Source organism: Flavobacterium sp. MMS24-S5 (assembly GCF_050320125.1).
In the GTDB taxonomy this organism is placed as follows: domain Bacteria; phylum Bacteroidota; class Bacteroidia; order Flavobacteriales; family Flavobacteriaceae; genus Flavobacterium; species Flavobacterium tyrosinilyticum.
In genome coordinates this window covers 1734568-1755839 of record NZ_CP190016.1, presented here as the reverse complement: position 1 = coordinate 1755839, position 21272 = coordinate 1734568, and the positions used below count along the sequence as shown (strand labels likewise).

General features: G+C 33.2%; 21 protein-coding genes, 2 pseudogenes and 1 riboswitch. Of the genes and pseudogenes, 7 read left to right on the top strand and 16 right to left on the bottom strand.

From position 1 onward, the window contains the following. Nucleotides 1-4: 4 nt before the first annotated feature. The 4 genes from ACPWTF_RS07935 to ACPWTF_RS07920 are packed head-to-tail and all read right to left on the bottom strand — an operon-like array spanning nt 5 to nt 2098. Nucleotides 5-544, bottom strand: coding sequence for a DUF4252 domain-containing protein (locus ACPWTF_RS07935; RefSeq protein ID WP_427875064.1), 540 nt, complete (start codon nt 542-544; stop codon nt 5-7). 2 nt (nt 545-546) lie between these two features. Further along, on the bottom strand, nt 547-1122 hold the full coding sequence (locus ACPWTF_RS07930) for a DUF4252 domain-containing protein (RefSeq protein ID WP_250837240.1): 576 nt from the start codon (nt 1120-1122) through the stop codon (nt 547-549). Nucleotides 1123-1140: 18 nt separating this feature from the next. Then, entirely contained in the window at nt 1141-1602 is a 462-nt protein-coding gene (locus ACPWTF_RS07925) for a hypothetical protein (protein ID WP_427875063.1), read from the bottom strand. Next, a complete protein-coding gene (locus tag ACPWTF_RS07920) occupies nt 1589-2098 on the bottom strand; it encodes an RNA polymerase sigma factor (RefSeq protein WP_427875062.1) in 510 nt (169 codons plus the stop codon). Before ACPWTF_RS07920 ends, ACPWTF_RS07925 begins: the two co-directional genes overlap by 14 nt. A 169-nt stretch (nt 2099-2267) precedes the next feature. On the opposite strand from ACPWTF_RS07920, the gene ACPWTF_RS07915 reads away from it, so the two are divergent. After that, complete coding sequence (locus ACPWTF_RS07915; RefSeq protein ID WP_427875061.1) at nt 2268-3728, top strand: S41 family peptidase; 1461 nt, start codon at nt 2268-2270, stop codon at nt 3726-3728. A gap of 69 nt (nt 3729-3797) precedes the next feature. On the opposite strand, the gene ACPWTF_RS07910 is transcribed toward ACPWTF_RS07915, so the two are convergent. The 9 genes and pseudogenes from ACPWTF_RS07910 to ACPWTF_RS07870 form a co-directional block, all read right to left on the bottom strand. Then, nucleotides 3798-5158, bottom strand: a protein-coding gene (locus tag ACPWTF_RS07910; protein WP_427872395.1) for an IS3 family transposase whose coding sequence is annotated in 2 segments (ribosomal slippage) — nt 3798-4675 and nt 4675-5158 — 1362 coding nt in all. Because the reading frame shifts where the segments join, the coding sequence is not laid out codon by codon here. A 93-nt stretch (nt 5159-5251) separates the two neighbouring features. Beyond that, nucleotides 5252-6310, bottom strand: coding sequence for a DUF5074 domain-containing protein (locus ACPWTF_RS07905; protein WP_427875059.1), 1059 nt, complete (start codon nt 6308-6310; stop codon nt 5252-5254). A gap of 4 nt (nt 6311-6314) precedes the next feature. Beyond that, on the bottom strand, nt 6315-8168 hold the full coding sequence (locus ACPWTF_RS07900) for a TonB-dependent receptor plug domain-containing protein (RefSeq protein ID WP_427875058.1): 1854 nt from the start codon (nt 8166-8168) through the stop codon (nt 6315-6317). A 28-nt stretch (nt 8169-8196) separates the two neighbouring features. Beyond that, nucleotides 8197-8404, bottom strand: a riboswitch (cobalamin riboswitch). Between the two features lie 65 nt (nt 8405-8469). Further along, nucleotides 8470-9003, bottom strand: a complete 534-nt coding sequence (cobC, locus tag ACPWTF_RS07895) for an alpha-ribazole phosphatase (RefSeq protein ID WP_427875057.1) — start codon at nt 9001-9003, stop codon at nt 8470-8472. Next, nucleotides 8988-9773 (bottom strand): annotated as a pseudogene (locus ACPWTF_RS07890) (adenosylcobinamide-GDP ribazoletransferase). Before ACPWTF_RS07890 ends, cobC begins: the two are co-directional and overlap by 16 nt. Before the next feature lie 389 nt (nt 9774-10162). Then, entirely contained in the window at nt 10163-10594 is a 432-nt protein-coding gene (gene tnpA / locus ACPWTF_RS07885) for an IS200/IS605 family transposase (protein ID WP_427875056.1), read from the bottom strand. Nucleotides 10595-10652: 58 nt separating this feature from the next. Continuing rightward, the gene (cobT, locus tag ACPWTF_RS07880; RefSeq protein WP_427875055.1) at nt 10653-12332 is read right to left on the bottom strand and encodes a nicotinate-nucleotide--dimethylbenzimidazole phosphoribosyltransferase; all 1680 of its coding nucleotides are present in this window, start codon (nt 12330-12332) and stop codon (nt 10653-10655) included. A 158-nt stretch (nt 12333-12490) separates the two neighbouring features. Beyond that, the gene (gene cobU / locus ACPWTF_RS07875) at nt 12491-13000 is read right to left on the bottom strand and encodes a bifunctional adenosylcobinamide kinase/adenosylcobinamide-phosphate guanylyltransferase (protein WP_427875054.1); all 510 of its coding nucleotides are present in this window, start codon (nt 12998-13000) and stop codon (nt 12491-12493) included. Between the two features lie 107 nt (nt 13001-13107). Further along, the gene (locus ACPWTF_RS07870) at nt 13108-13470 is read right to left on the bottom strand and encodes a DUF5522 domain-containing protein (RefSeq protein ID WP_250837230.1); all 363 of its coding nucleotides are present in this window, start codon (nt 13468-13470) and stop codon (nt 13108-13110) included. A gap of 94 nt (nt 13471-13564) precedes the next feature. Between ACPWTF_RS07870 and ACPWTF_RS07865 the strand changes: the two genes are divergently transcribed. From ACPWTF_RS07865 to ACPWTF_RS07855, 3 genes are all read left to right on the top strand, one after another. After that, nucleotides 13565-14707, top strand: coding sequence for an ABC transporter substrate-binding protein (locus tag ACPWTF_RS07865; protein WP_427875053.1), 1143 nt, complete (start codon nt 13565-13567; stop codon nt 14705-14707). A gap of 1 nt (nt 14708) precedes the next feature. Further along, entirely contained in the window at nt 14709-15734 is a 1026-nt protein-coding gene (locus ACPWTF_RS07860; protein ID WP_427875052.1) for a FecCD family ABC transporter permease, read from the top strand. A 95-nt stretch (nt 15735-15829) separates the two neighbouring features. Next, a complete protein-coding gene (locus ACPWTF_RS07855) occupies nt 15830-16606 on the top strand; it encodes an ABC transporter ATP-binding protein (RefSeq protein WP_427875051.1) in 777 nt (258 codons plus the stop codon). Nucleotides 16607-16654: 48 nt separating this feature from the next. On the opposite strand, the gene ACPWTF_RS07850 is transcribed toward ACPWTF_RS07855, so the two are convergent. The 3 genes from ACPWTF_RS07850 to ACPWTF_RS07840 are packed head-to-tail and all read right to left on the bottom strand — an operon-like array spanning nt 16655 to nt 17996. Then, entirely contained in the window at nt 16655-17110 is a 456-nt protein-coding gene (locus ACPWTF_RS07850) for a tRNA (cytidine(34)-2'-O)-methyltransferase (RefSeq protein ID WP_379800900.1), read from the bottom strand. A gap of 60 nt (nt 17111-17170) precedes the next feature. Further along, nucleotides 17171-17743, bottom strand: coding sequence for a pseudouridine synthase (locus ACPWTF_RS07845; protein WP_427875050.1), 573 nt, complete (start codon nt 17741-17743; stop codon nt 17171-17173). Nucleotides 17744-17789: 46 nt separating this feature from the next. Further along, a complete protein-coding gene (locus ACPWTF_RS07840; protein WP_379800902.1) occupies nt 17790-17996 on the bottom strand; it encodes a hypothetical protein in 207 nt (68 codons plus the stop codon). Nucleotides 17997-18141: 145 nt separating this feature from the next. Here ACPWTF_RS07840 and ACPWTF_RS07835 point away from each other — a divergent pair, with 145 nt between their 5' ends. The 3 genes and pseudogenes from ACPWTF_RS07835 (at nt 18142) to ACPWTF_RS07825 (ending at nt 21181) form a co-directional block, all read left to right on the top strand. Further along, complete coding sequence (locus tag ACPWTF_RS07835; RefSeq protein ID WP_427875049.1) at nt 18142-18516, top strand: hypothetical protein; 375 nt, start codon at nt 18142-18144, stop codon at nt 18514-18516. Between the two features lie 155 nt (nt 18517-18671). Next, nucleotides 18672-19425, top strand: a pseudogene (locus tag ACPWTF_RS07830) (SDR family NAD(P)-dependent oxidoreductase). Between the two features lie 427 nt (nt 19426-19852). After that, nucleotides 19853-21181, top strand: a complete 1329-nt coding sequence (locus ACPWTF_RS07825) for a hypothetical protein (protein ID WP_427875048.1) — start codon at nt 19853-19855, stop codon at nt 21179-21181. The last annotated feature ends 91 nt before the right edge of the window (nt 21182-21272 follow it).

The window sequence follows — 21272 nt, the reverse complement described above, 5'->3', positions numbered from 1 at the left end:
TGTATTATTTTTTAAGTAATTGTTCTAAAGGTTTTAACTGCTCCATATCTATTTTAGATTTCTGTAAAACAGACATTAAAGTCATAATGTTGTTTGGATTCATGTTTTCGCCTAAAACCCTAACTACAGCAAACCCATTTTCTTTTCTATTGGCAAAAATGATAAACTCTTTAATATTATCATCACTTCCAACATAGCTAACAGAAGCACCGTCTTTGCCAGAACCAATTTTCATTAACTCTTGATATTTCGGATCTTTTAATATGGCTTTTACTTTGTTTCGTTCTGTCTCAAACTGTGCCTGGTTGTTTTGATCAGCTTTGAAAGCTAGAATATTCATTTTGTCAAACGAATTTAAAGCTTCGCTTTGCTCTGCAGATAATTTTGTTTTATCCACATTCAGGATGTTTGGTGAAACATCTAATGCTATGAAATCTTTTTTCTCCGAATTTTCAACAAAGTACTTTTGCAATGTTGGTTCAGAATTACAGCTTCCTAGAGTAAGAAGAGCTGTAAGTGCTAGGATGAAAATATTTGTTCTCATTGTTATTTTTTACCTTTAGAAGCTTTCTTTAAGTCTGTACCCCCAGGAAGTTGCATTTTATCTGTTAATACTGAGATTTCGTTTAGATCAAAATTACCAGTTAAAGATAATAAAACAGTTTCATCGTTTTTTGCACCATCAACATACATTAATAATTCTCTTATTTGAGTATCTGTAGCGCCAGATTTTACCATTATTCTAACATTTTTTCCACCATCATTTACACGCATTAATTCTTCTAGTCCGGCAGTTTTTACATATTTGTCGGCAGTAGCTTTCATGTCTGCTTCGATTTTTGGATTTTTAGTGGTAAACACTTTTAAATAATCCAGTTTTTTAATTAGAGCAATATACTGCTGTGTTTCTTTATCAGAAGCATCAACTTTTACTTTGCTCATTAAATCAAACATTTTTTTGTTTACAATTACCGAGGTTACTTCATCTTGACCATCAAATTTGTCAAAAGCGCCTTGGGCGTAGAATGTTGTGCTTACTAATGCGAATACTAAAGTTATAATGAAATTTTTACTCATACTTAGTTTATTGCTTTTTTGGTATTCGTGAATCGTTGATTTCATGACTATTTTTGTGTTTAATTACTGTTTAAAAATTTTGTTTTTTGATTGTTCGAATTCATTAATGTACTGTACACTTTCTATACCTACATTAACATTGTTTGATAATAAAGCCAAGGCCTTTTGAGTTGCTTTTAAAGCTTCTTCGGGATCATCGTAGGTTCCTAATTCTGTTTTCGAAGCTACTGCAGTAGTGTTTTTTTGTTCGCTCGCAAAATAATAGGTTCCAATTCCCAGCAAAACAACAGCTGATGCCGCAATCGATAACCACGCTACGTTACGTTTTTTAGATTGTAGTGGAATTTCATACGTTGATTTCTGTTCTTTTGCTTGAGAGAAATATCCAAACATAGGTTTGTATTGCTCCAAATGCTGCGCAACATTTGGTGAAGAGAAATATTCTTTTAATTGATTTTCCTCAGCAATAGAAGTTTCTCCCTGAAAGTATTTTTCTAATATATTTTCTATTTTATTTAGTTCCATAAAGGTGTGTATTTGTCATTGATTCTCTAATTTTTTTTCTCGCTCTAGAAAGTGCCACTCGTATTGCTGTTTCGTTCATATTTACGATTTTGGCTATTTCTTCAAATTCATATTGCTCCACATCTCGTAGCTGAATTAATAATTGCATTTGTTCGGGCATCTCATTTATAATTTTTTCAACCCATTCTAAACTGTCTTGATCTTCCAGTTTTTTATCCAATTGAGGCTGCCGATCGGTAAAGTTGTTGTGGACAATTTGCAGATTGCTAGCTCTTTTAGATTTTAGCTGATCGAGACAATAATTTTTGGTCATAGTCATCGCCAATGCTTCTACGCTATTATAGCTTTGCAGATTGTCTTTTTTGTTCCATAATTTTACCATTACTTCCTGAGTTGCATCTTCTGCTTCTTCGGTGCTAGTAAGCAATCTTTTTGCCAGACGAAAAACTTTGTCTTTAAAAGGATTTATTAATTCTATAAATACAATTTGGTTCATTAATCTGATGGTTAATCGTTAGCTTATATATTCAAGACGAGATACAATTATATTTGTTACAACAAAAAAGAAAATATTTTTTATGTAAAAAAAATACTGCTTTAAGGATAAAGCTAAAACTAAAGATACTACTTTTACGTTTATTCAGAATATAGATAACCTACACGATATGAAAACAAATTTAAAGAGTATTCTTCTTCTCTTTTTATTCGCATTTTCTTTACAGTCATGTGAAGATCAAGATGATGTTGCAGCTCCAGCAGACTTGCAGATTAATAATTTTATTTGGAGAGGACTAAATGAAGTCTACTTATGGCAGGCCGATGTGCCCAATCTAGCAGATGGACGTAATTTGCAACCCAATTTTAATCAGTTTTTAAGAGGATATTCTCATCCAGAGGATTTGTTTGAAGATTTATTGAACAAGCCAGTGAGCAAATATCCAAACGGCGATGCCATTGACCGTTTCAGTTGGATTGTTGAAGATTATACTGTTTTAGAACAGGAGTTAAGCGGTGTTACAAAAAATAATGGTGTCGATTTTAGATTGAGTCGCGTATCTTCAGGATCGAATGATGTAGTAGGTTTTGTACGATATATTATTCCAAATTCTGATGCTTCTACTAAAGCAATTAAGCGTGGTGATTTATTTACGAGTGTAAATGGTGTGAAACTTACGGTTTCAAATTATCAAGAATTATTATTGAATAAGGATAGTTATACGCTAAACTTGGCAGATTATAATGGAAGCAGTTATGTTTTGAATGGAAAATCGGTTGATTTGACGAAAACTGTTTTAGAAGAAAATCCTATTTTAATCAGTAAAGTGATTCCTTCTGGTAGCCATAAAATTGGTTATTTATTGTATAATGGTTTTTATCCTGGATATGACGATAAATTAAATCAGGCCTTTGGCGAATTCAAATCGCAAGGAATAACAGATTTAGTTTTAGATCTTCGATATAATGGAGGAGGATCTGTTACATCTTCTATTAGACTTTCTAGTATGATTACAGGACAGTTTGACAATCAGATTTTTGCTAAAACGCAGTTCAATACAAAGTGGATGAAAGATATGACTGCTGATGATTTGGAAAGTTTGAATTACAGATTTGTAAATAATATTGAAGGAAAAGCGCTAAATAGCTTAAACCTAACTACAGTTTATATTATCACAACGGCTAGTACAGCATCTGCCAGCGAATTGGTTGTTAACGGATTAACGCCTTATATTAATGTCGTTCAGATTGGAGAAACTACGACAGGTAAAAATGTGGGATCGTATACCATTTATGATTCAGAAACTTTATTTACTAAAAAAGGAATTAATCCAAATCATAAATATGCAATGCAACCTTTAGTATTTAAAATTTCAAATTCTGCAGGTTTTGGAGATTATACTCAAGGTTTGCAGCCTACTTATGTACAAAGAGAATATTTGGATACTTATGGAGTTTTAGGAGAAACGTCTGAACCTTTGCTTAATCTAGCTATTTCAAAAATTACAGGTGTTTCTGCTAGAAGAGTTCTAAACGATTCTGAACCAGAACATCCTTATTTGACCGATTCAAAAATTATAAACGGATTAAGACACGGAATGTATTTTCAAAATGCTCCAAAGAATTTTTAAAAAATCTTGTAATAAATAGAAAAGGCTTTCAGTGATAGACTGCACCCAAAAGTTTAGACAAATTAATAATTAAGTTTTATAATAATGAGCTCGATATTGTATCGGGCTCATTGCTTTTAGATTAAGTTTTATTCTGTCATTATTATAATAATTAATATACTCAATAATCTCCTGTTTTAATTGACCAATGGAACTGTATTTTTTAAGATAAAACAACTCTGATTTTAATGTTCCAAAGAAGTTTTCAATAATTGCATTGTCAAGACAATTTCCTTTTCTGGACATACTCTGTTTAATTCCTTTTTCTTTTAATAAGCATTGGTACTGTTTCATTTGATACTGCCATCCTTGATCAGAGTGCAGCGTTAAATTAGTATTGTCGGGTATTTTCTTAAATGCTTTTTCAAGCATCACGGCTACCTGATTAAATACAGGTCTTTCAGCCAGTTCATAACTAACTATTTCTCCATTAAACAAATCAATTATTGGTGATAAATATAATTTTTTTCCTGAGACGTTAAATTCAGTTATATCGGTCGCCCATTTTTGATTAGGCACTGATGCTTTAAAGTTTCTGCTCAGAATATTTGGGGCAATCCTGCCTTGTTCTCCTTTATAGGATTTATATTTTTTAACTCTGATCAGGCTTTTTAATCCCAACGATTTCATTAGCCTTAAAACTGTTTTATGATTGATGATTATCCCTTGAAGCTTTAACTCACTAGTGATCCTCCTGTATCCGTAACGCCCCTTATGCTTAGAATAAATTGATTTTATAAGTTCTTTTACTTTTTTGTATTTATCAGCTGTTTTACTCTGTTTTTGATAATAATAAAAACTGCTGCGCGCCACATTACTGCAATTTAAAAGTAATTTTAAATCATAGCGATGCCTTAATTCCATTATGACTTGCGATTTTTGGCTTTTTCTTCGGCTTGAATTAAGGCTTGTAACTTTTTTAGATAATCAATTTCACAGCGTAATGCTTCATTCTCCAACAGAAGTTCTTCTTCCCTGGTTAAAGGTTTTTCAGATTTACTTTTTTTATCTTTAAAATCACTCATAGATTTTGGTCTCCCTTTTGGTTTTAGTTTTAATCCTTCTAAACCAAAATTAGCAAAATCTTTTTTCCATTTAATGATAATTGAATCCGAAGGAATGTTAAATCGCAAACGAGCTTCTCTTAAAGATAATGAATCCCTGCAAATTGACTTTAAAACCTTTAATTTAAAACCAATCGGATAAACCTGATTTTTTCGTGACATTAAACCTGCCCTTCCATATTCCCTGTAAAAACTGACCCATTTGCGTATATTAGATTTGCTGGTTCCTTTCTCGCTAGATGCTAATGCAAATGAATAATGTTTAACAACTACTAATTCTACACACTCAAGTTTGAATTCATAGCTGTGCTTGACTTTTCTTTCCATAAAAATGCCCCCAAATAGCGTCTAACTTTTTGGGGGCAGTGCATGATGAAAGCCTTTTCCATAAAAAAACAAAAACTAATTCTAAGGGTAAAATTAATCGTTAAAGTAGAATCCATTTGGACCTAAACCAACAGTTAATTCTTTTAATAAGCTTCCGCTTAAATTATAAATATAAGCTTTACTGCTTGAAGCAAAATCACCACCATCTGCAATAAAGATTCTATCATCTTTTACAGCAAAACCATACATTTTTCCGTACTCAGAAGTTGAGCTGTATTCGAAAATTGGAGTTGTAGAAGCTGATGTTGCGGTGTAATCCATAGCGTAAACTGCAGTTTCTAGAGTGTAGTATATTTTATTGTTGTAAATGTCTAGGTTTCTAACTCCATCAAGAGATTCTGGAAAAGTAATTTTGCTGATAGAATTGTCAGATAATTTTACTTTTATAATTTCACTTCTTTCTCCGTATGAGCTTCTAATAGTGTATAAAACACCATCTTTAATTTCCATTGTATCTGCTCCTAAACCAATAGCTAAAGAAGTTTCAAGCTTGTTTGTTGCTGGATTTACTACAAGTAATTTATCGTTATTGTAAGGTTCAGTTACATATAGCTTATTGTTGTAAACTTCAATATGGTTAGCCGTTGCGTTTAAAGCAATTGTAGATTCTACTTTGTTTGTAGCTAAATTGATAACAGCTATAAAATCATCTGTATTACCAGCTGGGTTTGTGTTCGATGCATAAGTATTAGCATTAGTTACATAAGCTTTTCCGTCTTTTACAACACCGTATCTAGGAGTAATTAATCCAGTCTCAATTTTTGCTTCAAGTTTAAATGTATAACGATTTACTACATTTATAACATTAGAACCTCCAGCAATGATGTATGCTTTATCTCCATCAAAAAAGATATTCTGAAGATATTTTCCAACAAAATCAGAACCATTTACAGTACTGTATACATCTTTTGTGAAAGTATTTAAATCGTCACTAACAAAAGAAACAGAACCTCCATCAGTAAAATTTCCCTCATTTAAGATGAAAATTCCATCATCATAAACTCCTTTTGGATCATTGGAGTCATCGTCATTAGAACAAGAAACAAAAAGCGAAACGCTAAGTGCTACTAAAAATAATCTAGTTAGTTTCATTATATTAAAATTTAAGGTTTAAGTACAAATTAAAATTCCTTCCTGGCATTGGTCTATATTCTAAACTTTGATAAAATGTATTCCAAAGATTTAGAACTTGAAATCCTACTTTAAAAGAAGACAAAAGTTTAAAATCGTAATCAATTCCAATATTTGATACATTGTAGGCATCAACAATTTTATCAGGATTGTTGTCAGATTGCGTATAGACAAAGCCATTATAAAGAAATTGATAATAGGCAGAAATGTTTTTTCTTGAGTAAGCAACAGAAGCTGTGACTTTATTAAAAGGAACAAAAAATAATTGTTTTTTGGTTTCAACATTTTCTGAGATGGTATAAGCATAAGTTGCATTTGCAGTCAAGTTGTTTTTGCCATAATTTTTTTTCCAACTCAACAATGTTTCTGCTCCATAGCTATTTACTTTGTCTGTATTTTGTGGCATCCAAATTCCATTTGTTCCAGGAACCCATCTCAACAAATCTTTTATTTTCATGTAATAAAAGGTCTGCGTTATATTAAAATTTTGAAAAGTAAAAACATTGCCTATTTCTGCTTGATAGGAGCTTTCAGGTTTTAAGTCTGGATTTCCGCCTTCTTCCCAGTACAAATCATTGAAGGTTGGTATTCTGAAATTTCGTGATGCATTTAATTTCAAATTATATAATTTCCCAAACTGATAAGAAGAACCAACTGAAAATAGGACAGGAGATTGGTAGTTGTCTGTGAATTCTTTTCGAATGCCAAATTCGTTTTTCCAATTAACTGAAGCGTCTTGTTTAACAAGCAAAGCGGCAGAACTTATTTCTCTCACATTATCACCAAAACCAGAACCATATCCTTTAGTTCGATTATAGTCCAAAATTCCGTTTACTTGCAATGATTTGAATAATTGATATCCTAAGTCTGCTTTTGTAATAAAGCTCTCTGTTTTTCCGTAAGTATAAATATTACTCGAATTATCGGCATAATATTGATAGTTCTCGAAAATATAAGCAGTTTTTAAATTGGTAGTAAACTTCCCAAAGTTACCGTCATATTCTAGTAAGTTTCTATTAAAACCATTAACATACTTACTTTTCATTTCCGATTCGGAAACTAAAGAAGTATTTCTATCTGTATTTGAGGTTTGGGTATATAATTTTAGAATGTTTTTGGCATTAATTTTATAACCCGCATTGGCGCTTACCGTAATAATATCATATTGGCCATTTTGGTTCCAGCGCTGTTCGCCTTTCCAGTTGTACTGATTCAGATATTTATAATCGTTTGTTGAGCTGTTTTTTGATAATCCAATTTGGGCACTCCATTTTTTGTTTGAAATAGAAGTTTTATAATTAATCCCAATCGTATTAAAACTACCGTAATCTAGTCTTAAATTATTCTCAAAACGATTAGAAAACAACAAATCGTTGTTTAAATGCACTGTTCCTCCAACTGCACCGCTTCCGTAAATCACGCTTCCGCCACCCGCTTTTACGCTTATCGAATTGTAATCGGAACCTGAAATGGTATTAAAATCGGTGCTTCCGTTCATTTGGGAATTAATGTTAATTCCGTTCCATATTACTGCGGTCTGAGAAGAAGTTGTTCCTCTAAAAGCGACGGTAGATAACATTCCGCGACCGTATTCTTTAAAGTAAATCGTAGAATTAAAGTTTAATAAATCGGTTAGAAGAGCTTCGTTTTTGCCAATAACAGAATCGTTTAATTTTAAAACAGATTGTGAAACCGAATAGTTTTTTAAATTTTTGTCTGAAACCAATACTTCTTTCAAGCTGGTAATAGAATCACTCTGCGCCGAAAGAATCTGGCACATTACAAATGAACAAAAAGCAAGAAGTCGTTTTAAAGTCATAATTCCTTCACTCTTTTTCCCGAGAGCTCGATAAATTGTTACAAAGGCAGGTCTCCTGGCTTGCGTCTTGCTGTTTACCTTCCCATCACGCGGGGCGTGACAGTGGTGATGTAGTTACAGCAAGCATTCATTTTTGTGAACTTAGCTTACAGTTGCGGGTACAGCTCAAGAAATTACTTGATTCCCTTTTAATGTGTTTTTGAATTAAAAACACAACCTTAATTTGCTGCAAAGATAAAGTTAAAAATACTGATTATTCAAATTTGTTTTATGTTTAATGAAAAATTATAAATTATTTGCATTAAAAATCGATTTTTATAACTTCTCCGAAATCAACTTTATTATTGAAAGCTTCTTTTAACGGCAATGAACTCTGATAGCATAAAATACTTCTGATGATTCCGGCATGAGCAACAATTACAATTGGCTGGTTTGTTTTTGAAATGGTATCAGATAAAAAATTACCAACTCTTTCATGTAATTCAACAAAAGATTCTCCGTTTGAAACTTTGATATTCACAAAATCTTCCATCCACGGGTTGAGTTCTTCAGACGGAATTTCGTTCCAGCTTTTCAATTCCCAATCGCCAAAATTCATTTCTTTTAAGCGTTCGTCTTCGTGATAAGAAATACTTTTAATATTTTCTTGAATGTGTTTTGCTAAAATAACACAGCGCTTTAAAGGACTAGAGAAGATAATGGCCTCTGAAGGAAGCTCAGAAATAATTCTGCCGAAAATTTCATCAAATGGCGTTGCAATATCAACATCTGATTGTCCATAACAGATTCCTTTTTCGCAGATGGTTTCGGTATGGCGAACTAGATAAATTTCCATAAAAATAAAATGCTTAAATAAAATATCACTTCGCAAACCTGTTGTGTAGCGCCAAGACAATCTCCTGTATAACCGTCAATCCATTTCTGAAAATATCGAGCTAAAAAATATCGAGTTATAAAAACGGGAATTATAGCCAGAAGAAATTTTAAATCAAAATAAGAAAATACAAGCAGCGGAATTAATCCAAAAAAGAATGATCCAAAAACTTCTTTCCAAGTATATTGTTTAGCGATTGGTTTGCTTTTGCTTGAAGCATCATCACGAGAATATTCGTGTGTAAAAATAATGCTTATTGCTGCCAGACGACTTAGTGAATGAGCAGAAATGAACAAAAGAAAAATTAATAAAATGTTATTGGTGAAAAGTAGAATGGATTCTGAAAGAAGTTTGAATTTTAAGAGAAAAAGCAAAACCAATCCGATTGCTCCATAAACACCAATAGCGCTGTCTTTCATAATCATTAAGATTTTTTCTTTGGCTCAGCCTCCGCCAAAACCATCACAGACATCGGCAAATCCGTCTTCGTGAAAAGCTCCGGTTGTTAAAATAGAAGTAATCATTGACAATATAATAGCAATTTCCGTTGAAAGAAAAAATGAAAAAAGATAAAAAGCCAGAAAGGAAATACTCCCAACAATCCAACCAATAAAAGGGAAATATCTTGTGGCTTTATTTAAATAATCTGGATGATGTGTAATGTTTTTTGGACACGGAATTCTGGTGTAAAACATTAAACAGGTGAAGAAAATATGTAGTTCTTTTTTCATTTGATTATGATTGTTTGGCTAAAGCCCTCTTTAGGAGCAAATTTATAACCTCCAGATAAATCTGGAGGCAAATCAAAAATAAAATTTTAAAAAAATGATTTCTATGAATTGCCAACATCTTTAGATGTTGGTTTATTTAAGGCACAAAGATTGGCTTTAGCCAAATTTTATTGAGATTGCTTACATCCAAAATTGACTAAAATTCTTCACATTTCATTTGATTATGATTGTTTGGCTAAAGCCCTCTTTAGGAGCAAATTTATAACCTCCAGATAAATCTGGAGGCAATTTAAAAGTAAAATTTTAAAAGAATAATTTCTATGAATTGCCAACATCTTTAGATGTTGGTTTATTTATAAGGACAAAGATTGGCTTTAGCCAAATTTTTCTTAAGATTGTTTAAATCCAAATTTGGTCATAAATTCTTCATATTCTTCTTGAAATGTTTTCTTTTTATGATGCTCTTCTTGATTTTTAATATAATCCCGAACTTTATCTACAATAGATTCTGAAACTGAAACTGCAAAATATTCATCCTGCCATTCAAATTTATCTCTAGTCAATTGATTTTTATTAATCCAATATGAAGATTCACCTTTTAATAGCTGTATTGTTTTCTGAAGAGTCTGATTATTACCTAATGAAATTAAACAATGGCAATGATCAGAATATCCACTAATGAAATGAAGATAAATTTCTTTATTTAATGCATTTTCTTTCATGTGATGCCACACTTTTTGACGAAGATCAGCTGAATTTAAAAAAGGAAATCTGTTTTTGGTACTCCAAACACAATGAATATAAATTTTTGTAAAAGGCATGTAATAAATAACTTTAATTAGAAATTCAAAGTTATGAACTTTAAATCTTAAAAGAAAGTTATTTCCTACTTATGCTCGCGCTTTCAAAACTCGCCATTTCATTCAAAAAAGCTTCAGCCGATTTTAAAATAGGAAACGCGACAGCACAGCCAGTTCCTTCTCCCAAACGTAAATCGAGATTTAAAATAGGTTTTGCTTCTAAATAATTTAGCATTTCCGAATGCGCTTTTTCAGCAGAGCAATGGCAAAAAACAGCATTTTGTTTGATATTCGGATTTATATTGGAAGCAATTAAATAGGCCACAGTACAAATGAAACCATCAACGAGAATTAGCATTTTATGATCAAAAGCAGCCAACATTCCGCCAGCCATTTGAAGAATCTCAAAACCGCCAAAATAGGAAAGTTGCGAGATTAATTCGGTTTGACCGGAATAATTATCTAATGCTTTTTTAAGTAAATTTTGCTTTAAAAGCAGTTTTTCGTTTTCAACTCCAGTTCCTTTTCCGATACATTCTTGAATAGGAAAACCGGTTAAAAGGCTCATTAAAACAGAAGCGGTTGAAGTATTTCCAATTCCCATTTCGCCAAAACCAATGCAGTTTGAGCCGGATTTTGCAATATTTTCAACAATCGATTTTCCTTTCTCAAAACAGAAATGAACTTCCGATTCGCTCATTGCGGGAACGTGTAAAAAAGATTGAGTTCCTTTTGCAATTTTAGCATCGATTAATTTGGCATTAGTTGGAAAATCATAGTTGACGCCTGAATCTACAATCGACAATTCAATATTATTTTGTTTGCAGAAAACGTTTATTGCCGCGCCACCATCCAGAAAATTATTGACCATTTGTCGAGTAACATCCTGCGGATAATCACTTACGCCATGATTTGCAATTCCGTGATCGGCTGCAAAAACGATAATATTTGGTTTTACGATTTTTGGATTTAAAGTTTCAAAAACTGTTGCCATTTGAAAGGCCAAAGATTCTAACGTTCCTAAAGAACCCACAGGTTTTGTTTTTGAATCTATTTTTTCTTGTAAAAGTGTATGGAAATCAGATTTGTTTTGTATTTCGTTTTCTGATTTCAAATCAAAATCTGGAACATTTATTTGATGAATTTCTTTGATTTCGGTACAAATAGGCGCTTCCGATTTTTGTTTCCAATGCAATTGTTGCAGCATTGGCTGATTGTTGTAATTGGTGGCTGGTTTTCCGATGCAGAAATATCCCAGAGGTTCTATGTTTTCGGGTAAATCAAGAATTTTTTTAAACTGATAATAATTGAGAATCGAAACCCAACCCATTCCATAACCTTGTTCTGTCAGCGAAAGCCAAATGTTTTGCGCGGCACAAACTGAGCTGAATTTTACGGCTTCGTTACTGCCAATTGTACCAATCGTAAACTGATTTAGAACCGAACGGTCATAAGCAATTATAAGTCCGATTGGTGCTTCTTCAATTGCTTCGAGTTTTAGTGATCTGTAAAGTTCTTTCTGTTCAGGATTGTCAGTAAGCTCTTCGGCTTTTTTATTATAATCTAAAAAAAGCTTTTTAATAGACGTTTTAACCTCGTCTGACTTAATCAGAAAATATCTTGTAGCATCGGTTAATCCGACAGAAGGTGCCCAATGGCCAGCTTGTAACGCTTTCTGAATTACTTCGTCTGGAACTTCATCTGTTGTAAAATGTCGGGTGTCTCGGCGGGATTTTAATATATCGTCTAAATTACTCATGTTATAAAATTACAATTTTTAAATTCCAAATTCCAAGCGTTAAGCACCAAAAAAGAAAATTCCAAATTGCAAAACTTATCATAAGCTTTGGAATTTGGAATTTAAAACTTGGAATTTCGTTTCGATTTATTGGAATTTGGAATTTTTAAATTTGAGATTTATCCTTTTATTTTAACCGGAATTCCCGAAACCATCAGTACAACTTGATCGGAATTAGCGGCAAGAAATTGATTCATCCAGCCTTGAAGTTCAACAAATTTCCTCCCTATGTGAGTTTCTGCATGAACGCCCATTCCGATTTCGTTTGTTACAATAATGATATTGGCATTTTCATGTTTGGCAATGGCAAGAAATTCTTTTTTCGCTTCTTCCAAACTTAGCTCCACATCGTTTTTAGTATCGATAAAAAAATTAGTCAGCCAAAGCGTTACACAGTCAATTAAGGCCGTTTTTCCAGAAAAATCAATTTCGCTTAAATATTTCTCCTTTTCAATATTCGTCCAGTGTTCGTCTCTTTCCTGCTGATGACGATCAATTCGAGTTTGAAAATCTGCATCCCATTTTCGAGCAGTCGCTACATATAAAGGAGAGTCTGAAAGTTCTAAAGCTAGTTTCTGAGCATACCCACTTTTTCCAGAACGCTCGCCACCAGTTATCAAGTAAATCATTTTTATTAATTATGAGTTATGAGTTATGAGTTATGAGTTTTGTTTGGCAATTTATAATTTAAATATGAGCTATTCACTCATAACTCATAATTTATAACTCATAACTCTTAATAAGGGCAATGGCGGCAGTTGTTTCCGCAGCAAGTTCCTCTTTTTAAGTGAAACCAAGCTTTAAAAACGTAATTCCCATTTTCAATATAATAGTCAATTCCTTCAATTAAATTGTCATTTTTGGGCAGTAGCATAGCCTTATTATTAAGAGCCTTTTTTGGAGTAACAGTTTCGATGTAAGCATCAATTTTATCTTCGCAAGCTTCCTTAAAACATGCAGGACAAAGGCAATCGCCTCCATCAGAAAGATTGAAAATAGGTGGATAATCATTACACCAGCACTTATTTTCGGGTGAAGTGTCTCCACATGAAAAAGCGTTTTCACAACTGGAGCAGATTTTTGTTTTTGGTGCATTCATCAAATAAAAGGCTATTTGTTTAAATTTGTACGAATAAAGGTAAACAAAAAAAATAGAAATTAATTTACCTTTGTGGCTACACAAAACATAAAATATGAAATATTTTTTCCATAAATTACCTGTCGTTTTTGTACTACTTATCCTAATCGGATGTAAAAAAAATAAAGCGCAAGATGTTGTAAAATCTACTACTGCCAAAGAAAGTATCGAATTTGCTTCTGGACTTTCGATTGTGAAAAACGAAGGCTATTCGATTGTAAATGTGAGTAATCCGTGGCCAAATGCTAAGACGAAATTTACTTACATTTTAGCTGAAAAAGATGTACAGATTCCAGACAGTTTAAAAAAATATCCTGCTATAAAAGTTCCATTAGAATCGGTCGTTGTGACTTCAACAACAAATATTCCTTTTTTAGAAATGCTGGAAGTTGAGAATAAATTGGTCGGATTTCCGCATACTGATTATATTTCTTCAGAAAAAACAAGAGCATTAATTGATAAAGGTTCTGTAAAAAACGTTGGACAAAATGAAAAACTGAATATCGAACAATTAATAGAATTATCCCCGGATTTAATTGTGACGTTTGGTGTAGATAACAATAATCCGATGTTGGATAATCTTAAGAAAAGCGGCTTAAATGTTTTGATTCAAGGTGATTGGATGGAACAATCTCCACTGGGAAAAGCAGAATGGATTAAACTTTACGGCGCTTTATTCGGAAAGGAAGAAAAAGCAAAAGAATTGTTTGATAAAATTGTAGAAAGCTACAATCAGGCAAAAAAATTAGTTAGCGATAAACCAGCAACTTCAAAAGTGCTATACGGTTCTATGTACGAAGATGTTTGGTATGTTGCCAAAGGAAATAGTTGGGTGGCAGAGTTTATGAAAGATGCAAAATCTAATTATTTATGGGCTGATTTGAAAGGAACTGGAAGCGAAGGTTTGTCTTTTGAAAAAGTTTTGGACAAAGCCAAAGATGCTAATGTTTGGATTGCTTCTGGATCTTTAAAAAGTTTAGATGAATTGCAAAAAGCAAATCCGCATTATGCTGAATTTGATGCCTTTAAAAATAAAAGTGTTTATAATTTTGAAGGAAAAGTGGGAGCGACAGGCGGAACGGTTTATTACGAATTGGCGCCAAGCCGCCCAGATTTGGTTTTGAAAGACTACATTAAGATCTTTCATCCCGATTTACTGGCGAGCTACGAGTTTACTTTTGCATCAAAACTGAATTAAATTGGCGAATAAAAAACGAAATACCATTTTATTTGTCTTTCTGGCTTTAGGTCTTTTATTAATGTTTTTTGCTAGCATTAGTTTAGGATCGGTTACAATTCCGTTAAAAGATGTTTTTGCCAGTTTAACGGGCGGTCATGCTACAAAATCAACTTGGGAATATATTATCATTAATTATCGTCTGCCAAAAGCGATTACGGCAGTTTTAGTTGGAACTGGACTTTCAATAAGCGGACTTTTAATGCAGACTTTGTTCCGAAATCCGCTTGCTGAACCTTATGTTTTAGGATTAAGTTCTGGTGCAAGTCTTGGTGTGGCTTTTGTCATTTTAGGAGCAGGGTTTCTTCCTTCTTTTTTAAGTGTAATTGCATTGTCTTCTTACGGAATTGTTTTAGCATCGACTTTAGGAAGCACTTTGGTTCTTTTTTTAGTTTTAGTTGTTTCTCAGCGATTGCGTGATACAATGGCAATCTTGATTGTGGGTTTAATGTTCGGAAGTTTTACCACAGCAATCGTAAGTGTCCTAACTTATTTTAGTACGGCAGAACAGCTTCAGAAATTTACTTTTTGGTCAATGGGAAATCTTGGAAATCTCTCTTGGACAACCATCACAATTTTAACTTTCTGTGTTGGAATTGGATTGCTTTTAAGCGCCAAAAGTATCAAACCATTAAACGCATTGCTTCTTGGAGAAAATTATGCGAAAAGCATGGGATTGAATTTTAAGCAGGCAAGATTAGTTATCATTTTTGCAACGAGTATTTTGTCTGGAGCGATTACAGCATTTGCAGGACCAATTGCTTTTGTGGGTTTAGCAGTTCCACATATTGCAAAGCTGACTTTTCAGACTAGTAATCATACTATTTTGTTTTGGAGCACTTTATTTTTTGGTTCGATAATAATGCTATTTTGTGATATTGTTTCGCAAATGCCAGGCTTTGATGTCACACTTCCAATAAATGCTGTTACGTCTATAATTGGTGCGCCTGTTGTTATTTGGCTTTTAGTTCGAAAAAGAAATTTTTAATACTATTTAGCCACAGATTAAAAAGATTAAAAAGGATTTTGTTTTTAGAAAAAAAAACTAGAACCTCAGCATCTTAGTAACTTAGAATCTCAAAAATGAAAAATATCTTAAAAACATCGGATTTAAACATTGGATACAAGTCCAAGAAAGGAGTGACGACTATTGCTGAGAATCTTAATCTTAATCTTGAAGCAGGTAAATTAATCACTTTGATAGGGGCAAACGGAATTGGAAAATCAACTTTACTCCGAACGATTACTGGAATTCAAAAGCCTTTATCGGGAAATGTTTATTTGAACGAAAGAAATATTTTAGACTATCAGCCTTTAGAATTGGCACAAAATCTTAGTTTGGTTTTAACCGAAAAGCTACCACCAAGTAATCTTTCTGTTTTTGAATTAGTTGCTTTGGGTCGCCAGCCTTATACCAATTGGGTTGATAAATTGTGTGACGAAGATATTCTAAAAGTTCAGGAAGCAATGCAATTGACGCAAATCGAGCATTTGGCTTCAAAAAAACATTTCCAAATTAGTGACGGACAATTACAGAAAGTCTTAATTGCAAGAGCTTTGGCACAAGATACACCGTTAATCATTCTAGATGAACCCACAACACATCTTGACTTGCTTCATAAAGTTTCTTTATTCAAATTATTAAAAAAACTTACAGAAGAAACCCAAAAATGCATTCTGTTTTCGACACATGATATCGATTTGGCCATTCAATTAAGTGATGAAATGATTATCATGACGCAAGAAAATATAGTGCAAGATCAGCCGTGTAATTTAATTTCAAACGGAAGTTTCAGCAATTTGTTCAAAGATGAAAATATTGTTTTTGATGCTGAAAAAGGGAAGTTTATTGTGAGTTAAGATTTCGGCTGTCCTGCAAGGTTTTGAAAACCTTGCAGGAAATCGAGATTATTTCTTCAGCCCAATTTGCCTCTTCGCTTCACCAACCACAAAAGCAACAGAATTTGCGATATTAAAACTGCGAATAAGCGGTGACATTGGAATCGTTAAATGATTTTCGAATCTTGCCATAAATGCTGCGCTCAAACCAACGCTTTCTTTTCCGAAAACGAGCCAGTCACCATCTTGAAATTCGTTTTCTAAATAGGATTTATCAGAATGCGAACTCATCAAAAAAACACGAGATTGATCTGGAATCTGTGCAATCCATTCCTCTACATTTTGATATTCGGTAACATCAAGATGAACCCAATAATCCAATCCCGAACGTTTTAGATTCTTGTCGTTTATTACAAATCCGAAAGGATGAATTAAATGAAGACGACTTTCTGTACCCACACACAAGCGGCCGATATTTCCAGTATTATTTGGTATTTCTGGTTCTACAAGAACAACGTTTAACATCTTTTTGAGTTATGAATTATGAGTTATGAGTTTTTTGGAATTATCTAATTGTCACATTATCTAATTATCTAATTGAAAATCGGAAACTTCTAAAACTTCTCCTGCTTTTAGGTTTTGCAAATATACGTTTCCTATTCGAACACGAACCAGACGAAGCGTTGGAAAACCAACTGCTGCAGTCATTTTTCGAACCTGACGAAACTTTCCTTCGTTTATGGTAATACAAGCCCAAGAAGTTGGGCCATGTCGTTCGTCTCTAATTTTTTTGGCTCTCGGTCCAAAATCTGGAATTTCAGTAACGATAAAAGCAGAACAGGGTTTTGTTTTGTATTTTCCTCCATCAAGACCAATTTCGACGCCTTTTTGCAATTGCTCGATTGCATCGGGAGTGATGACACCGTCAACTTGAACGTAGTATTCTTTGTCTACTTTTTTGCTTCTTACTTGTTCGCTTACCATTCCATCAGTTGTCAATAAAAGTAGACCTTCAGAATCTTCATCCAATCTTCCAATTGCCATTGTTCCTTCAGGGAAATCGTGCAATTCGCCCAAAAGCTTTTTCTTTCTTTTTAATTCATAAATAAATTGGCTTAAGTAGCCGTAAGGTTTAAAAAGAATGAAGTGTTGGTGCATTTTTAATTTTTTGCAAAGATAGTTCCTTTCTTAAAATTAAAACCAATTACGGCTTTTGAGATTTCATTTTTTTCAGCCATTGGTACACAAACCAAATTACGGTAACAATAAAAAGGACTATTAAAATGGAATAATAGTTTTCGAAGAAAGTATGAAAATAACTTCCGACTATAATATAAATCGAAGCCATGCATAATTTTATTGGGATAAATTCGGCATTAGACCAACTGGTTTTGATTTTGAAGAAATTCATAGCGATAAGGTTGTTAAGTTGCTTTCAATAAAGGTAATAAATAAAAAAGCGGATGGCAATTATAAAAGAAATGCAATCATAAGTCATAATTTTTTTGGAGTTAGAATTCGTAATATTATCATTTAAATCTAAAAATGATATTGTTATGGAAACGAATAATTTAGGAACAAAAAAGATAAACGGAACGCAAAAGGATATTGATGAATCTAAAGGAAAAAACGTTTCGCACGATAAAGAACTAAAAGATGCCAAATTGAATAAAGAATTGGTGACCGATACCGATGGGGATAAAAAAATTGTGGAAAGAGCCCGAAACGAAAATGAAGATATTAATAAAACGCTTCATCAAGTAAATCCTGATAATGCAAATGCAAATCGGGGAGTGGAAACAGAGGATGAGGCAAAAAAAACGGTTGAGAATAAAGACCGAAATTCTGATATAACACCCAATAGATATCCAAACTCACATCCCGATAATCATAAAGATCGCGGAAATATGAAACTGGATGAAGAGGAATAAGACAATACGAAATTTTAAGCAAAAAGGAGTCAAATTAATGTCAAATAACATAAGATTAGCGGTTCGCGTTAATGTTATTGTAAACTCATTTTAAAGCTTCGGTATCGGCTGAGATCTTCGTAAATTAGAGGTATCAATTTAAAAACATATTTAAAATGGCACTTTTAGAAAATAAAGTAGCTTTTGTATCTGGCGGAGGATCAGGAATCGGACGCGCAGTTGCAGAAGCCTACGCTCGAGAAGGAGCAAAAGTAGTAGTATCGGATATAAATGTAGAACACGGTGAAGAAACCGTAAATAATATAAAAGAAAAGGGTGGAGAAGCTTTTTTCGTAAAAGGAGATTCGTCGAGTGCAGCTGATAATAAACATATGGTTGAGGTGACAGTTTCTAAATACGGTCGTCTGGATATCGCGTGCAATAATGCAGGTATGGGATGAGCCAGCCAAACCAACAGGAGAATATGAGCCTGAGGCTTGGGATAAGGTAATAGGATTAAACTTAAATGGTGTTTTTTATGCCTGTCGTTACCAATTGGAACAAATGGAAAAAAACGGAGGAGGAAGTATCGTCAACATCGCTTCGATTCACGGGCAAGTTGCGGCTCCGCTTAGTCCAGCTTACACTGCTTCTAAACATGCCGTGGTTGGATTGACAAAGAATATAGCGGTAGAATATGCGCAAAAAAATATTCGATGTAATGCTGTTGGGCCAGGTTATATTGAAACAGCACTTTTAAAAGACAATTTAAATAAAGAAATGATGCAGGCCGTTGCGGCAAAATCTGCAATGAATCGTTTAGGAACAGCAGAAGAAATTGCCGAATTGGTAACTTTTTTAAGTTCTGAAAAATCTTCTTTCACAACAGGAAGTTATATTATAGCCGATGGTGGTTATACAGCAGTCTAATTATTTTTTAGAGTAAATAACAAGACAATTGAAAAAAGCAGTAAGCGAAAGTTTACTGCTTTTTTTGTTTAAAATAGGCTGAATTTGTAGGAAATACGGGAGTTTATGAGTTTTTTTGATGTGATTGTTATTTTGAATAATGTTTTGTGTTAGGTGTTTTTTATTGATTTTATTTTATTATCTTTAAGATTGTGTTAAGTTTTATTGAATTATATTGATAAATGACCAAACATTAAATTTATATTTTTGTAACATTAGCTTAATTTTAAAGACAATAAATTTGAACTCTAAAAACTCTATTCTTTAACGTATGAAAAAACTTTACTTTTCGCGCCTTTTGGCTCTTTTATGTTTTTTTAGTTGCATTTCTGGGAATCTTTTTGCTCAGACCAACCCAACGCCCCAAACATTGCCTGTCAATCAAAAATTGGATACATGGCTAGCCACTGATGCACAATTCCCTGCAGGATTTCAGGGCTGGACTTTAGGAACTAATGATCCTGGAGTAACTCAATACTTAACTTCTCCAACATTTACAGATTATAATACTATACTGATTGGTAAAGGAGCAAATACTAATTCAGGCGGTTTTTATAATTATGTTGGCAAATTAGGATTTTTAAATACAAACAATGTCAATCTTACAATTGGTTTCGCATTCTCAAGTGTAGGAACGACAAATGTACAAGTCGTGTATAATGTTATGACAATTAGGAATCCCTATGATGCCTCAAACACGAGAATTAATGAGGTGATTTTGCAATATAGAGTTGGAACTACGGGGAATTTTATTTCACTTTTAGGAACTGCATATAGAAATAATTCTAATAATCAAACAGGTACCAATGTAAATCTTCCACAGAATCCTCAGTTGAGAAAAATTACGTTACCTTCAGAATGTGACAATCAGCCTGTAGTGCAAATACGTTGGGCTTCAAGACAAGTTTCGGGAAGTGGGGGGCGTCCATCTTTTGCAATTAATGATATAAAAATCGAAAAAGATGTTTATGCACCAACGAATGTTTTAGGCTATCCAAAAACTGCTAATGTTTTAGGAGATAGTTTTGATTTTATTAATAAAATAGATGAAGTTGGAAAAACATCTTATGTATTGTTGCCAGGTGGAAGCGCTGAACCAACAATTGCACAGATAAAAGCGGGTCAGGATTCAAATGGAACTGCAGCACTACAATCAGGAATTTTTGATGTAACAAGTTCTACTCAAGAATATGTAAAAAGTTTTACTGGATTGCCTTTAAACACGGCATATTCTGTTTTTTCTATTTCAGAAGATGTTGTAGGAAATGTTCAGGCATCGGTTAATAAAATAGATGTGACAACTTTAAGTGTAATGCCTCCTGCGATATCTCCATCTGTTGCTGTATTGAATTTAGGTGGTACTGAACCAAATTTTGATCCTTTAACAAAAAGCTATCAAATAGGAGCTTCTGATCTTACTGCGAATGTAGTAGTTACGGCATCAGGAAGTTTTACTATTTCAAAAGATAATACGACATTCACAACATCTTTATCATTTGTTCCTACTGATTTTGATTCTAATGCGACGCCAACGGTTTATGTAAAATTTACTCCAACTTCTGTTGGCAGTTTCACGGGTTCTATAACTCATGAAACAACAGGCGGTACAACTAAAACAGTTAATTTGACTGCTTTTGGAGTAAATCCTTATGTGCAAAATTTTGACGATCCAAATGTTTTTGTAAACAGTAAATGGTCACAATACAATGAGGCATGACCTTTAAACCAATGGACTCACACTACGCAATCTCGAAATGTTAATTCTGGAACTGGAGCGGTTTTAATGAATGGATATTCAGACAGTGGAG